Source organism: Sulfurovum xiamenensis (genome assembly GCF_030347995.1).
In the GTDB taxonomy this organism is placed as follows: Bacteria; Campylobacterota; Campylobacteria; order Campylobacterales; family Sulfurovaceae; genus Sulfurovum; species Sulfurovum xiamenensis.
The window spans coordinates 77,977-92,594 of the sequence record NZ_JAQIBC010000004.1 but is presented as its reverse complement, the minus strand read 5'-3'; the positions used below and the strand labels follow the sequence as shown (position 1 = coordinate 92,594).

The 14,618-nt window shown below is 42.6% G+C and carries 12 protein-coding genes; 5 read left to right on the top strand and 7 right to left on the bottom strand.

From position 1 onward, the window contains the following. Positions 1–2: 2 nt before the first annotated feature. From dapF to PF327_RS07705, 7 genes are all read right to left on the bottom strand, one after another. Entirely contained in the window at positions 3–749 is a 747-nt protein-coding gene (gene dapF, locus PF327_RS07735; RefSeq protein WP_289402025.1) for a diaminopimelate epimerase, read from the bottom strand. Continuing rightward, complete coding sequence (gene coaE, locus PF327_RS07730; protein ID WP_289402024.1) at positions 736–1,329, bottom strand: dephospho-CoA kinase; 594 nt, start codon at positions 1,327–1,329, stop codon at positions 736–738. The genes dapF and coaE overlap by 14 nt, the downstream gene beginning before the upstream one ends. Then, complete coding sequence (locus tag PF327_RS07725) at positions 1,329–3,002, bottom strand: L,D-transpeptidase family protein (protein WP_289402023.1); 1,674 nt, start codon at positions 3,000–3,002, stop codon at positions 1,329–1,331. Before PF327_RS07725 ends, coaE begins: the two co-directional genes overlap by 1 nt. An 82-nt stretch (positions 3,003–3,084) precedes the next feature. Further along, entirely contained in the window at positions 3,085–4,176 is a 1,092-nt protein-coding gene (locus PF327_RS07720) for an OprD family outer membrane porin (RefSeq protein ID WP_289402021.1), read from the bottom strand. Positions 4,177–4,233: 57 nt separating this feature from the next. Beyond that, positions 4,234–4,464 carry a FeoA family protein gene (locus PF327_RS07715; protein WP_008244956.1) on the bottom strand — a complete coding sequence of 77 codons (231 nt, stop codon included), beginning with the start codon at positions 4,462–4,464 and terminating at the stop codon, positions 4,234–4,236. Position 4,465: 1 nt separating this feature from the next. Then, entirely contained in the window at positions 4,466–6,589 is a 2,124-nt protein-coding gene (gene feoB / locus PF327_RS07710) for a ferrous iron transport protein B (RefSeq protein ID WP_289402020.1), read from the bottom strand. Between the two features lie 138 nt (positions 6,590–6,727). Beyond that, a complete protein-coding gene (locus PF327_RS07705; RefSeq protein ID WP_289402019.1) occupies positions 6,728–9,226 on the bottom strand; it encodes a hypothetical protein in 2,499 nt (832 codons plus the stop codon). A 44-nt stretch (positions 9,227–9,270) separates the two neighbouring features. On the opposite strand from PF327_RS07705, the gene PF327_RS07700 reads away from it, so the two are divergent. Genes PF327_RS07700 through PF327_RS07680 form a run of 5 tightly spaced genes read left to right on the top strand, consistent with a single transcriptional unit; the run spans position 9,271 to position 14,608 of the window. After that, on the top strand, positions 9,271–10,179 hold the full coding sequence (locus PF327_RS07700; RefSeq protein WP_051002503.1) for a vWA domain-containing protein: 909 nt from the start codon (positions 9,271–9,273) through the stop codon (positions 10,177–10,179). Next, complete coding sequence (locus tag PF327_RS07695; protein WP_289402017.1) at positions 10,176–11,711, top strand: VWA domain-containing protein; 1,536 nt, start codon at positions 10,176–10,178, stop codon at positions 11,709–11,711. Before PF327_RS07700 ends, PF327_RS07695 begins: the two co-directional genes overlap by 4 nt. Continuing rightward, positions 11,692–12,837 carry a hypothetical protein gene (locus tag PF327_RS07690; protein ID WP_289402016.1) on the top strand — a complete coding sequence of 382 codons (1,146 nt, stop codon included), beginning with the start codon at positions 11,692–11,694 and terminating at the stop codon, positions 12,835–12,837. The genes PF327_RS07695 and PF327_RS07690 overlap by 20 nt, the downstream gene beginning before the upstream one ends. Beyond that, entirely contained in the window at positions 12,834–13,781 is a 948-nt protein-coding gene (locus PF327_RS07685) for an AAA family ATPase (protein ID WP_289402014.1), read from the top strand. Before PF327_RS07690 ends, PF327_RS07685 begins: the two co-directional genes overlap by 4 nt. After that, a complete protein-coding gene (locus PF327_RS07680) occupies positions 13,781–14,608 on the top strand; it encodes a DUF58 domain-containing protein (protein ID WP_289402013.1) in 828 nt (275 codons plus the stop codon). The genes PF327_RS07685 and PF327_RS07680 overlap by 1 nt, the downstream gene beginning before the upstream one ends. Positions 14,609–14,618 lie beyond the last annotated feature (10 nt).

Here is a 14,618-nt window from a genome sequence, read left to right as displayed (position 1 = left end):
GATTATATCAGGGTCTCAGCAACAAACGTCTTAGTTACCTTGCCGCCAAATCTATACACACCCTCTTCATAACTTACATACAGTTCCTCTCCGCTTGTAGGATACACCTTCATCTTATCAGAAACTTTACCCTCTTTATGACAACGTATAAAACATGCGACCATCCCAGTCCCACAGGCCAAGGTTTCATCTTCCACCCCACGCTCATAGGTACGGACATATAGGGCATCATCTTTCACTGTACAGATATCTATATTTGCATTATATTTATGACGTAAAACACGTGCCTCTTCGATATTGAACTTATCTATATTGTCTCTTACGGCTACAAGATGAGGCACCCCCGAATTGATCAGCCACCAATTTTCACCATACTCTTCTATCTCTTGACTTATGATATCAGGCGGGACCATATCACTCACCACATAGAGTCCATTAATGGTGGCACGTATCACACCTGCACCGGTGAGGAACTCAGCCTTATTGTCTTTGGCAATACCTTTTTCCAGCGCAAAGTGCGCTACCGCCCTGCTCGCATTACCACACATATCTGCCACACTTCCATCTGCATTGTAAAATTCCCATTCAAAGTCATACTCAGGATGTGGCAATACCACTACAAGACCATCTGCCCCTACACCATTTTGCCTATGGCAGAGTTTTTTGGCAAGTTCTGACCTATCGGCCTTTTTTTGTGCCACGAACATTACAAAATCGTTACCGCTGGCTGAATATTTAGTCACTGTCATTCAATATCTCCTCTTTTACCCGTTCACATTCTTTTTCTAATTGTGTAAGTGTACCACTATTATCTATAACATAGGTAGCAAGTTTACGTTTTTCTTCTACAGGTATTTGTGCCTTTATACGATTGAGTGCTTCTTCTTTCGTATACCCTTCCCTCTGCATAAGGCGTTCAAGCTGTTGTTCTTCTGTCGTATAGACCACTAACGATTTTTTTATAGGGTATCGTTCATTTTCAAAAAAGAGGGGAATATCTATAAAGTAGGGCTTTCCTAGCTTGTCCTGTTCGATAGAAAGACGCTCGATCTCATCATAGATCAGCGGATGGAGCAAAGCTTCAAGTACTTTACGTTGAGTGTTATCGGAAAAGACAATGGCTCCCAACGCCTTTCTGTCTACCTTCCCCTCATGTACCAACGCTTCACCAAACCTCTCCGCTATCGCTTCATGCTGTTCATCCAGTATCTTATGGGCGATCTTGTCGGCATCTATGATATGAAACCCGGAAGCTTCAAGAAGTTTTACGGTAGAACTTTTTCCCGTAGCGATACTCCCTGTAAGGGCGATAGCATACTTAAAAGCCATTACCATTTTCTATAAGACTGAAGTTGCATTTTGTCATAACCGTAGATATCATCTCTAAACTGCAGCACGCCATCATAATCTACATAGGCAGTCAGATACACCACATCCACAGGAACCCTCTGCGTTAAAGCCAAAAACTCTTTTCTTTTGCCCTTGAGTCTCTCCTGTGCCTTCTCAAAATCTATCGTGTCATTAAACGTAGAGAATGTCTCCAAAAGTTCTATGGGTTTAGAAAGACGGATGCAGCCGTGACTGAATGCTCTGACATTGCGATTAAAAAGGTTTTTTGTCGGGGTATCATGCATATAGACAGAGAACTGGTTTGGAAAAAGAAATTTCACTTTTCCCAGAGCATTATGATATCCCGGTGTCTGCGCAAAGCGATAGGGAACGTTTTTGCTGTAACGGTATTGCCCCCAGTTTACAGAGCTTGCATCCACTTTTTGCGCATCTTCTCCCCAGCCTGTATAGATCTCTATCTTCTCTTTTTTCATGGCATTGGGATCTCTAAATATCTTAGGGATCATCTCTTTTTGGATAATGCTCTTAGGTACGTTCCAATGCGGGTTAAGCACAATGGTCCGTACCGTATTGGAGAAGACCGGTGTAGGATTTTTTCTTGTTCCTGTGATCACTTTCATCTGCAGACGTAAGGCCTTATCTTCTTCAAAGAAGAGTGTAAATGCAGGGATATTGATAATAATGTGCCGTTTTGCATTGCGTTCATGAAGCCATTTGATACGGTCAAGGTTTAAACGTATCTGTTCAATACGCTTTTCGATCGGCACATTCAGTGCTGCCATGGTCTTAGCACCAATGATGCCTTCAGCTTCCAGACCATGACGCTTTTGAAAATGCACAACAGCCTCTTTTAAACAGCTATCATACAGATCCCCCTCCTTACTGTTACAGCTGCCATAATCTCCTGTGATACGTACTCTTTTTCTTAAAAGGGGAACAATCTCATGGGATTCACCCGGCTTAAGCACACCTTTGAACGCTATGATAGGCCATCCCCCATTTTTTTGTATCTCCAGGTACTTGATGAGTGATGCCTGAAGCGCTTTATAGTGGTACTCTTTGGGTACTGACTGGGCAAACAACTCCGATAAACTACCGCTCATTGCTGCCGTTTCAAGCAGAGAAAGTGGACTAAACCCGGGTCTGTAGGTCACCCATCCTGCATGGATTCCCTCTGCTTTCAGATTGTAAAGCCTATCTTGAAATGCACCCCAGTTGATACTGCCATATAGCGTATAATCAGCATACCCTTTATAGAGTTGTGACATTTTAAATTCGAGGTCTACTTTTTGAGACAATGTCCCATTCAAGCCATAAATATCTTGGGCTTCTCTCTCCAGATCAACGGTATCCCGATAGAGTCTGGAGGTTATATCGAGGGTTTTATCTTGCTTTATTTGCCTAAAAAGTTCCTGACTGAAGGTAGAGAGAGAATTCTCATCTATCCAGACAGGTACAAAGAAAAGCCGTGTATAGAGCTGTTTTAAAAAACTATTTGAAGGTTCTGTCTCCAGTGAATTGATCATGACTGTTGATGCCGCTTCATGAAATTCCAAATGGGTATTTGCACTCGCACCCTGGGTAAACATTAAAACAGCCATAAGTCCAAAGCGTATAGATAGATCTCTTATTCTCTGTTTAATTTTTTTCATTGACCTTCCCATTCTATCTTGATCAGATATGAGTATATCAAAAAATTATACCAAAATAGTTTTCATCCCAAAGAGGTGTGATCTAAAAATAGTAATTTACAAACATCCTAAGATTTTGGAAAGCAAGATCTCCATTTTCGACATCGGAGTAAATGGCTGAAAAATTGAGTCTATCACTATATGCATATCTCATCCCAATGTCATATTCCGTCGCATGGTTTTGTTCTCCTGCATGTGCATCTATATTGGCTATAAAGTTTAATCCTTCTGCTCCTATGGTAGATGCATCCCACGTGATGGCATAAAGTATAGTCTCTCCATCCGGTCCTTCTTCTCTCAAAGTATTATGCTCTGCATTGGTGAAGAACGGTCCACCGCCAAAAAAGTTGTCTGCCGCACTACCATGGACTTTATTATAAGCGATGGTCGTTGTAACTCCTACCTTCTTCACACCAAAAGATGCTGCGACTCCGTAAACAGTCGAGCTCTCTGTGTGATCATAGTCCTGAAAACTATACTGGAGTGCAGCACCATAGGTAAACCTATCGGTTTCATCTTCATAATTGGCTTCCAGATAGCTTATCTTCACTCTATCTTTCAAATGATAGAACCATCCGGAGAGTATCATTTTACTCACACCTTCATAGGTTATACCCAGTATTTGCATGCCCGCATTGTCATTGATATCGCTAAATGTGCCAGGTGTTTCACTGTCAACACCTGACCATTTTTGTACATGTGAAAGAAAGATGGTTGTATCTTTGAGCGAGGTATTGAGCAGTGTCAAAGCCTCAAATGTATTGGGGACCATTCCTATATCATCACTATCCGAAAAAGGGGTATCAAAACTCTGTCGTCCAAAAAAAAGTGTAGTGTCTGAAAATTTACCTTTCAGATAGACTTCACCCAGGATGGCATAATCTTCATTGTTTTTATCAAAGAAAGCAATACCTTCAAAACCCTCTTTCCCATTACCATGAGATGTAAAAAGCGTTGCACCTGCCTGTAGGACGTAATAGGGCGCTGTTTCAAAGTGCAGTTTAACTCCCAGTGCAAATTCCGTGTCTGTGTCATTGTCTGTTTCATGGCTTTGATACCCCAGTCTAACCATACCGTCAGACTTGGCATTGGATAGTACATCACTTAATGTATCTGCATATATATTAATACTCATTATCATAATTAAAAGTAAAAAACCGGTTATTTTCTTTTTCATCTTTTAGCTTAAGTGTTAGTTCTCTATTTGTTCTACTTCTATTTTGCCTGCTTCATCTGCACGCAATGCGATAAGTGTTGAACCTACTTCTATCTCCATCGTCTGCTTGGCAATAGAACACCCTTTGACAAAAAGTGTTTCACCACGCATCACTCCAAATGAGGTCAGCCTGTCTTTTAGTGCCTTGTCTGCATGGACCTTTATGATCTCAGCTTTGTCACCTTTATGTAATTCACTCAATACCATCTTACACTCCTGTAATCATCAGCGTCACACGGTACGCTATAAAACTTAGTATCCATGCTGTAGCGGTGGTCATGAAGAACAGATAGACAAGATACTTCCACCCTCCTGCCTCTTTGGCAAAGACCATAGAAGCAGCCAGACAAGGCAGATAGAGCATCACAAATACGATAAATGCTATTGCCGCAGCAAACGGTATGTTGGCCTTGATCTGCTCTATCAGTCCTTCATTTCCTTCATCTACCTCATCCCCAAGCGCATACAATACCCCCAGTGTAGAGACAACCACTTCCTTGGCTGCCAATCCTGTCTCCAAAGCTACGGCCATACGCCAGTCAAATCCTAGTGGCGCAAAGAATGGTTCGGAAGCATGTCCTATCTTTCCCAGGTAGCTTTGTTCCAAGTGGAGCATGGAGAGCTCATTGCTGAGTTGATTTCTTGTATCCTCATGAGCTGCTTGTGCTATCTTTGTTTGATACTCTGTTTCAAGCATCTCATTTTTAGGATAGTTACTTGCGAACCAGATCAGTACAGATGCTGCCAAGATGAAAGTTCCCGCTTTTTTTAGATAAGATTTTGCCTGGCCATACACCGTATGCCAAATGAGTTTGAATGAGGGCATACGATACTTTGGCATCTCCATAACAAAAGGTTCATCTTCACCTTTAAAGACAAATACTTTAAGTACTTTCGCTGCCACTAAGCCCAGAATCGCACCGGAAATATAGATAACAAACAAGATATTCCCTGCCTGTTCTTGTGCAAAAAATGCGCCTGCGAACAAGACATAAATAGGAAGTCGTGCACCACAACTCATAAAACCTATAATAAAGAGCGTAATCAGCCTGTCCTTCTCGTTTTTAAGGGTACGTGCTGCCATATAAGCAGGTACTGAACATCCGAATCCTGTGACCAGAGGGATGAAACTTTTACCATGCAACCCGAACTTATGGAAAAATCCATCCAGCAAAAAGGCTACCCGACTCATATAGCCTGTGGTCTCAAGTAATGCGATACCCACAAAGAGAATAAGAATATTAGGCAGGAACATGATGACTGCCCCTACACCGGCTATCATCCCATCTGCAATCAAGGAACTTAATTCACCCTCTCCCAAGACCGATTTAGCCTGATCTCCAAGCCAACCAAAAGCTGCATCAATATAATCCATAGGTACAGAGCCTAGCTCAAACGTAAGCTGAAACAATCCCCACATAAAAAACAAGAAAAGCGGTATACCGAGGATCTTGTTGATGAGAAGATTGTCTATCTTCTGGGTAAGATTTTTTGCTTTCATCCCTTCCACAGACATCACTTCCATCTTTGCCCCTTTGGCAAAAGCAAAATGTTCATCCGCGAAGATCTCATCCAAGTCTTTGGTGTTATTGTGCAGATAGAGATGGTTCAAAGCTTCTCTTACGATAGGCAGCATCTCTATCCAGATAGGTTCATCGTGCATTTTCTTATACACATCTGCATCTTCTTGCAGTAACCTTACGGCCAGATGGCGATAAGGAAGTGTACTTTTATAATTTTTCTCTTTTAAAAAGGTAACAATAGATTCTATCTCTTCTTCTATAGGGTCACTATAGACAACCTTTGAGCCTGTCTCTTCTCTCTCATACACTTCAATAATAGCTGCTTTCAGCGCGTCAATACCTACTTTTTGCGAAGCAGAGGTTTTAATACATGGTACCCCAAGTATGGCAGAGAGTTGTTTTTCATCTATTCTAATGCCTTCTTTGCGTGCCTCGTCATCCATATTGAGGGCAACGATCACTTTCTTACCCGTTTCAAGCAGTTGTGTGGTAAAGAGTAAATTTCTCTGAAGGTTCGTAGAGTCCACGACATTAACGATGATATCATACTCATCACTTTGTAAAAAGCTCTTGGTGACTTTCTCTTCTATCGTATATTCCGTTAAGGAGTATGCACCCGGGAGGTCAATGATATGTATCTCATAGTCCTTGCAGCTGACCTCATCACAAAATGTAAATTCTACTTCTGTTTTATCTACGGTGACACCTGAAAAGTTACCTACTTTCAGTGTGGCATTGGATATGGCATTAATGAGTGAGCTTTTCCCTACGTTTGGCTGTCCTGCCAATGCTATGGTTATTTTTTCCACCTATTTTCCTTATGGAGTGTTATAACCTATATAAATGATAATAATTATCACTTATCTAAATTTTGATGAAGTATAGTCTACCTTCTCTTAAAAAAGTATTAAATTGAGAGTAATTATCAATTTAAGCATCCCACCATATTAAAATGGCAGACTTTTTAAAAATTCTGCGGCCTGACCACCCAATGCCTTATCAAGTTTTTCCTGTACCTTTTCGTCTATTTTATCCTTGATCAATGCAGAGGTATCTATCGTAATTTTTGGACTATTGACCGACCCTTTGATCTTTCCTCTTACCGTGTGTTCTTCATAGACGAATGAGAATCTGGCTGAATTGGTATTATTGGTCGTATTCATTCTTCCCTGCGTAATATCAATACTGCTTCTTGTCCCTATCGCATGTAATGTATAATCAATGATATTTTTGTTTATATCTGCATGAAACTTTGTCGACGAGAAGATCACACGTGCAGGATCTTTTCCTATCGCCAAGCTTATCATCTTGGTCAGATCATTTGGTTTGATCTGGAATGAGGCGATATCCAGATCTACTACACCTGATTTCTTCTTAAGGTTATAGTTTGCGTTCCCTGAAGCGGATCCTAAAAAGTTCCTCTTATGTCCAAGCGTTCCCAAAATATTTTCCAAAGGTACACTGCTGATCGTACTGGTGAGATCATCCCCTTTAAGGGTATAGTTGATCTTGCCTCCCAAAGAGGTCGTTGCACCCGTGACTTTTACGATTTTGTCTTTAAACAATTCCCCTTGCAAGAGAAGCGGTCCATAGAACTTTTTACCAATCAGAGGTTGCACTTCCTTTAGACTTGGAATGTCGATAGTATACGCACTTTTCAAGGTTTGATTTTCCGCGTCATAGACCATATTGTCAAACGTGATATCTCCCACGGAACTTTCCACTTTTGTATGGATCGTTCCTTTGCCCTCTTTGAATGTTCCTGAAGACTCTACGACCGCATTCATAGTGAATGCTTCGCCTGTCAATTTTTTCATTGCATCGGGCTGGGTTACCAGTTTGCTGCTTTTGAGAGTGAAAGTACCTTCTTCAGGGTCAAGGCTCGTAAAGTCTATATCACTGTCTATGGTTCCTTTCACGTATACAGGTAATCCGCTCAAGGCAAGTACCTTCTCGACAGAAAGCTCTGATATCTCTACTTTGGCTGTTTTGCTGTCATACGCAAACGCGACTTTTTTACCCAATCCTTCCGTTACACCGGAGATGCTCAGTGTATCCGTAAGATTGAGTGAGCCTTTGGCACTGACAGGTGTAGCTTTCCCATTCTTTGCCTTGGGGATCAATGTATTGATATCATGGACCAGGATATCGTACTCGGAGACCAGAGTATTTTGCTTCAGGTCATATTCGAATGAAGGAAGTGTGATATTGGTCAGTGTTGATTCGACTCTTGCATTTCCGCTAAGCAGTGCATTGTCTATCTCCCCTTTGGATTCAAAAGTAAATGTATTCTCTTCGGGGATCTTGTATCCTGCCATTTTTTCTACAACCTTAGGATTGAATACCCCTTTATCGACCTGTAGCTTATAGGCCCCGGACATCTCTTCCAACTCATCGAACACCAGGTTTCCGCTGAGTTCACCTTTTGCATAGTCAGGCTGTTTAAGAAAAGCAAGAAGCTTCTCCAGGGAAAGTTTCTCTAAAGTGACCTGAGCGGTTTCCCCCAACGCAAAATCGAGCACCCCTCCCAAAGAGCGGCTAGTTCCAGTCACAAGCGTGGCTTCCTCTTTCTTTTCTAACTTCCCTTCTACTTTGAAAGGGCCTGCCAGTTGATTCTTTGTCAAGATACGCATATCTTTCACATCCAGGCGGTAGACTGCTTTTGCTTCATCCGAAGCCATATCCATCACGGCATCTTTGATCTCTAAGGCAAAGAGGTTACTTTGTATATCACCCACCAATTGGGCACTTTTGCCTTCCAGTGTGGCATCCACTGTTCCTTCTACGTAACTTTTCTTAGGAAGGGTATAGTGATAGAGCTCTTTCACCAATGCCCGATTGAATATGGCTCTGTTCAGGACAATATGCCCATACCCGCTTGCTGCCTCTTCACCGATCTTAGGCATATTGATCTCAACATCTATCTTTCCTTCTGCCAAAGCAGGATACCCTACAAGCTGCAAGACTTCTGAAAAGTGTGCCCCTTTCATGTTGGCAATGATCTTCTGTGCAATCTCATCGATGAGATTGAAGCGGTAGTCTAATGCTGCACCAAGGGCCCTTCCTTTCCCCTCTACATAGATATCTTCGGAAACCCCTTTAAAGTTTCCTTTAATATCTACCTCTTTTAACTTGATCTCCTCATACGAAAAGCTGTCTGTTTTGATCTGATAGGTCCCTTCAAACGACTGGCTCCACAGCTTATGCTGTGTTGCTACATTGACAAAAGCCTGTTTGTTAATGACAAACTCCAGAGTGGATCTCCCCGAATCCAGCTTGAATCTGTTGACCTCAACAGGTAACCCTATATTCTCTTCTAACGTCTCTTTGACATAGGGCTTTAACAACTCATTCCCTTTTTGACTGAAAATGAAAAAAGAGAGGCCCGTTACAGTGAGCAATAGAAACAGTACTATCGAAAGTGTGATTTTAAGTATTTTATTCATGCCCTATTATACTAAAATAAACATAGAAGTGCTAGAATACCTCCATGCATTTTACATTCGGTTCACCTTATCTATTGGCGCTACTGTTACTCTTACCCTGTTTCCTTTGGTGTAAACAGTATAGTAAACCCTACTATTTCCCCAAGTTGGCATGGGTGACGCGACAGAGTCCTCTTTTGAGCTGGGAGCCATGGCTGAAAATGGCCCTGTTCACACTGATGGTCTTTGCCCTTGCAAAACCTTTTGTCTATGATGCGAGCTCGGATCAGCACAAAAAAGGACGGGACCTCGTCCTGGCTATTGATGCAAGCGGTTCTATGGCACAGAGCGGATTCCATGTGAAAGACCGATTTAAAACCAAATATGAAATCACCACCGAACTCTCCAAAGACTTCATAGCAAAACGCTTTGATGACAATATGGGGGTGGTTGTCTTTGGTACCTTCGCTTATACCGCTTCTCCTCTGACCTACGACCTTGAATCACTCTCGTATCTGCTTGAGATGACCAATGTCGGACTTGCGGGAGAGAGTACGGCCCTGGGTGATGCTATCATGCAGTCCATCCGTACCCTTTCTTATGGTGAGGCACAAAACAAAGTGATCATCCTGCTTACAGACGGATATCACAATGCAGGTCAAAGCTCGCCTAAAGAAGCCGTAAGTAAAGCCAAAGAGTTAGGCATCAAGATCTATACCATAGGAATAGGGAAAAAATCTGATTATGATGTCTCTTTGCTTGAAACCATCGCTAAACAAAGTGGAGCTAAGAGTTATGCCGCCTCTTCTGCAGAAGCCCTTTCCAAGGTCTACGACGAGATCAATGCCCTGGAACCAAGTGCGATAAGAAGTGAAAACTACCTCAACCAAAGAGTGCTCATACTCTACCCTCTGGTACTGGTGTTCATTCTGCTTTTACTCTGGGTACTTGGCACTAGAAGGAGTGAGAAATGACACTGCTTTATCCAAGCTTTTTATGGTTTCTGATCCCCTTGACTATACTCTTATGGAGCGGTTCACGCAAGCTGGTACAGATGGTACATCTCATCATCCTTATGCTTATCGTGCTCTCACTTGCACGCCCTGTCCAAGAAGAGGCCCTCCAGGAAGCAAGTATAGAAGCCAAGGACATTATCATTGCCCTGGATGTCTCATACTCCATGAAAGCTACGGACATCATTCCAACACGTTATGACTTTGCCAAAGAGACCATTGCTTCCCTTCTGGAGGAAAATCCGAGTGACAATATCATGCTCATTGCCTTTACAACGAACCCTTTACTGCTCTCTCCTCCTACCACGGATCATGCACTGATCAACATTGCTCTTAAAAATCTCAATCCAGAGTTCATCCTTACCAAGGGAACCTCTCTTGAAAAACTCTTTAAGAAACTTGCTGCCATGAAAATGGGTCATAAAAACCTTATACTTATCACCGATGGGGGAGAAGAAGAGGATCTTGAAACCCTGACAACAATACTGCAAACTTCGGATATCTCTTTAACGATTTTAGCATTGGGAACCACACAGGGAACCACCATCCAAAACAAGGACGGGAGCCTGCTCAAAGACAAAGATGACAACCTTGTCATTTCACGTGTCAACCCTCTTTTGGAATCACTCTCTTCCTCTGTCTCAGGTACTTACTTGACTGCCTCAAATACACCCAAAGCAACCGCAGAGAAGATCAATGATGCATTAACGGAGAGCGAGAATGAAGCACAACGTATAGAAAAGATGCAACGCCATTACCTCGAGCTCTATCAACTGCCTTTGGGACTGGCTCTTCTCTTGTTCCTTATGGTACATACACGTGCTGTCAAATACTTGCTCATACTCTTTACCCTTCTAGGGGTACAGGCTGAAGCTTCTATGCTTGACAACTACCATCTTAACCGTGCTTACAAAAACTACAAAGCCTCTGATCTTAATGAGACAAAAAAACAGATACAGCAGATAAAGCTCCGTTCTTTGCAGAGTCAAATGCTACTGGCAAATGTCTACTACAAACAGGGTGCTTTTAAAAAAGCGATCCAAACCTACAAATCTATCCGTTCTACTTCTCCAAAGATAAAGCAACAGCTCTATTACAACATTGGCAATGCCTATGCGATGCAAGAAGCATATGATAAAGCCAAAGTGTACTATACTAAAGTCTTACAGTTAGGTGAAGATCCAGATGCCGCACATAATCTACGTCTGGTAGCACTCCTTAGTGACCAAAAGAGTGCAGACCTTGGTATCGCCCACCCTAAATCACAAGACTCCTCTTCAAGTAAAAGTGAATTACAAGAAGATGATGATAAAGAGTCAAACAGTGAAGATGAACCCAGTTCAGGAAGCGGTGGAGGCGGAGAGAGCCAAACAAAAAAAGAGCAGGAGAAGAACAAGCTTTTAGATGCAGGAAAGCAAGAGCAGCACCCCCTGGGCTCTAAAGTCTATGAACTTATCAATAAAGGATATATACGTGAAACACAACCTTGGTAAAAGCTCATTACATCTTTTCTTTCTTCTTCTGAGCTTTCTTACACTTCAGGCAGAAGATTTTACCTATACATTTAATGTAGATCAACCGACGCCTTATGTCAAAGAGCCCGTTATGCTTACTCTTGATCTCAACCAAACCAACCATGATGTCGTTATGCTCTTTAACTTTGACATTAAAAAAAGTGAAGATTACACATTCCAAAGACTTGACATCCGTAAAACCGAGCATTATCATGATGCCAAAATACATTATGTCTATCTCATCTACCCTTTAAGATCTGGAGATATCAACATTACATTCGACCTCATCAAGAAAGTAACAACTGATGAGAGTCTAGCCTACAGTTTCTCCGGAGACAGAGACAATGTGAAGAAATTGGTGACCAAGGACACACCTTTCGACCTACCACCTTTACAACTACAGGTCAAGCCGCTTCCCGAGGGGACAGTGCTTGTAGGAAACTTTGCCTTGACCTATGAGATCAAAAAAAATCAAGCCAAAGCCTATGAACCTCTGCCTTTCCAGGTGAGTATCAAAGGAAAGGGTTATCCCCCGCTAGTAGAGACACTGCTTCCAAAAGAGGGGAACTTTACACGCTTTACAGAAAAGCCTATTGTGAAATCTGTAGCGACCAAAGGAGGAACACAAAGTACAGTGACCTACCCGATGGCACTTTCGCATGATCAAAGCTTTATCCTCCCACCTATCGTGCTCAAAGCCTTTGATCCTAAAACAGATAAAGGTTACATACTTGATATCCCTTCACAACATTTTGACATTGAACCAGTGGAGTCCCATGATTTGGTTGATACGGTCGATGCACCGGAGGCTGCAAAGGAAGAGTGGTCCTGGTTAAGTACACTTCTGGGTTACATCGTAGCATTTATTGCAGGGTATATCAGTGCGCTTAGCTGGAGATGGACTAAGAAAAAGAGACAAAAAGGGCACCACCCTTTGGTAGAGAAAATACGGAATTGTAAAGATGAAAAAGCATTGCTGCAGGTACTTATCGCAGCAGACAACAGGCATTTTAGCTCCAGTATAGAGAAACTGGAAGATTCTTTATATGGAAATGGTAAAATCAATTTGAATAAAGTTAAACAAGAGGCAGAAGAACAGATATGAATGAAAAGATAAGCACACTCAAAAAAGAGATAAGCAAAGCTGTGATAGGTCAGGAAGCGATGGTTGAGGGATTACTCATAGGATTGCTTTGTGATGGGCATATCCTTGTTGAAGGTGTACCTGGACTTGCAAAGACCACAACGATCAATGCGCTCTCACATGCCCTGGGATTAGAGTCCAAACGTATCCAGTTCACGCCTGACCTTTTGCCTTCGGATATCATCGGAGCACAGATCTATAATCCCCAAGACCATAGCTTCAGTATCAAAAAGGGTCCGCTCTTTACACACCTCCTCTTAGCGGACGAGATCAACCGTGCTCCTGCCAAAGTGCAATCTGCCCTGCTTGAGGTCATGCAGGAGAGACAGGTCACCATCGCAGAAGAGACCTTTAAACTTGAACGGCCGTTTCTGGTCATGGCAACACAGAACCCCATAGAACAAGAAGGGGTCTACGCTCTTCCAGAAGCACAGCTGGACCGTTTTATGATGAAGATCGTCGTACAACACAACAGTGAAGCCCAAGAGCTGGAGATCATGAGAAAAGCAGCCAGTAAAAGTTTTGGGGCAGTAGAGACTGTGTTGAGTGTAGAAGATCTCTTCGTCCTTCAAGAAGAGATAGGGAAGATCCACATCGATGAAGAGCTGGAACGCTATATGGTGCAGATCATCACTGCGACAAGAGAACCTCTCAGATTCGGATTAGATGAGATCGCTGAAAACATTATGTTCGGAGCAAGCCCAAGAGCCTCTATAGACCTTTACAAAGCAGCCAAAGCCAAAGCCTTTCTGCGTGGTAATGACTTTGTCACTCCTGCAGACATCGGGTATGTGATACACAATGTCCTTCGTCACCGTATTGTACTCTCCTATGAGGCCAGAGCCAAAGGTATACATGCAGATGAGATCATCACTGCTATCATTGAGACATTGCCGATTCCTTAATGCATACAGCCCTTAAAGCACTCCAACTCAAAGCCAGACACCAGGTATACACCCTGCTTAGCGGGCACAACCTCTCTAAGCTTCATGGAGAGGGGTATGATTTTTCTGAACTCAGAGAGTATCAGGTGGGGGATGACATCCGTAAGATCAACTGGACCATCTCGGCAAAGTTGGGTCGTCCGTATATCAAAGAGCTGCATGCCAACCGGGAACTCTCCGTCGTAGTGGCTGCCTTTATGGATGCCAGCCTCTATTTTGGCTCGGGAAATGCCAAACAGAAGAAGCTTACAGAAGTAGCCACTATCCTGGGCTATGCTGCACAACAGAACAATGACCTCTTTACAGGGGTACACTATACGCAGAAGCAATCCCATGCGACTCCGCCGACCAAGCAGCTCTATCACATAGAACAGTTCTCACAAACCCTCTACAGTGCGTCTGTACTCAATACTACCCTGGACCATAATGCTGCGATCCAAGACCTTTTCAAAAGACTGCACAAACCTTCACTTCTGTTTATTTTGAGTGACTTTTTAGAAGAGATGGACCTCTCTTTACTATCGCAAAAACACGAAGTGATTGCAGTGATACTCCGGGACAGAGAAGAAGAAGTGCCTAAAAAACTGGGTGAAGTTACACTCTCCCATCCACAAGATGGCAAAAAGATGGATACCTATTTTGGCCAAAGAAGTATAGAGCGGTATCTTACGAAACTCAAAGAGAATGATGAGAGACTGGGTGAGCATTTTGCCCACTATGACATCCGTTCTGTCAAGATATTCACAGATGACGAAGCCGTAAGCAAACTGGTGGGGCTGTTTGTATAGCCTATATATT

Bases quoted from the DNA above. Each gene is read 5' to 3' on its own strand.
- dapF (WP_289402025.1), bottom strand. From the start codon at position 749: ATGACAGTGACTAAATATTCAGCCAGCGGTAACGATTTTGTAATGTTC.
- coaE (WP_289402024.1), bottom strand. From the start codon at position 1,329: ATGGCTTTTAAGTATGCTATCGCCCTTACAGGGAGTATCGCTACGGGA.
- PF327_RS07725 (WP_289402023.1), bottom strand. From the start codon at position 3,002: ATGAAAAAAATTAAACAGAGAATAAGAGATCTATCTATACGCTTTGGA.
- PF327_RS07720 (WP_289402021.1), bottom strand. From the start codon at position 4,176: ATGAGTATTAATATATATGCAGATACATTAAGTGATGTACTATCCAAT.
- PF327_RS07715 (WP_008244956.1), bottom strand. From the start codon at position 4,464: ATGGTATTGAGTGAATTACATAAAGGTGACAAAGCTGAGATCATAAAG.
- PF327_RS07705 (WP_289402019.1), bottom strand. From the start codon at position 9,226: ATGAATAAAATACTTAAAATCACACTTTCGATAGTACTGTTTCTATTG.
- PF327_RS07700 (WP_051002503.1), top strand. From the start codon at position 9,271: ATGCATTTTACATTCGGTTCACCTTATCTATTGGCGCTACTGTTACTC.
- PF327_RS07695 (WP_289402017.1), top strand. From the start codon at position 10,176: ATGACACTGCTTTATCCAAGCTTTTTATGGTTTCTGATCCCCTTGACT.
- PF327_RS07685 (WP_289402014.1), top strand. From the start codon at position 12,834: ATGAATGAAAAGATAAGCACACTCAAAAAAGAGATAAGCAAAGCTGTG.
- PF327_RS07680 (WP_289402013.1), top strand. From the start codon at position 13,781: ATGCATACAGCCCTTAAAGCACTCCAACTCAAAGCCAGACACCAGGTA.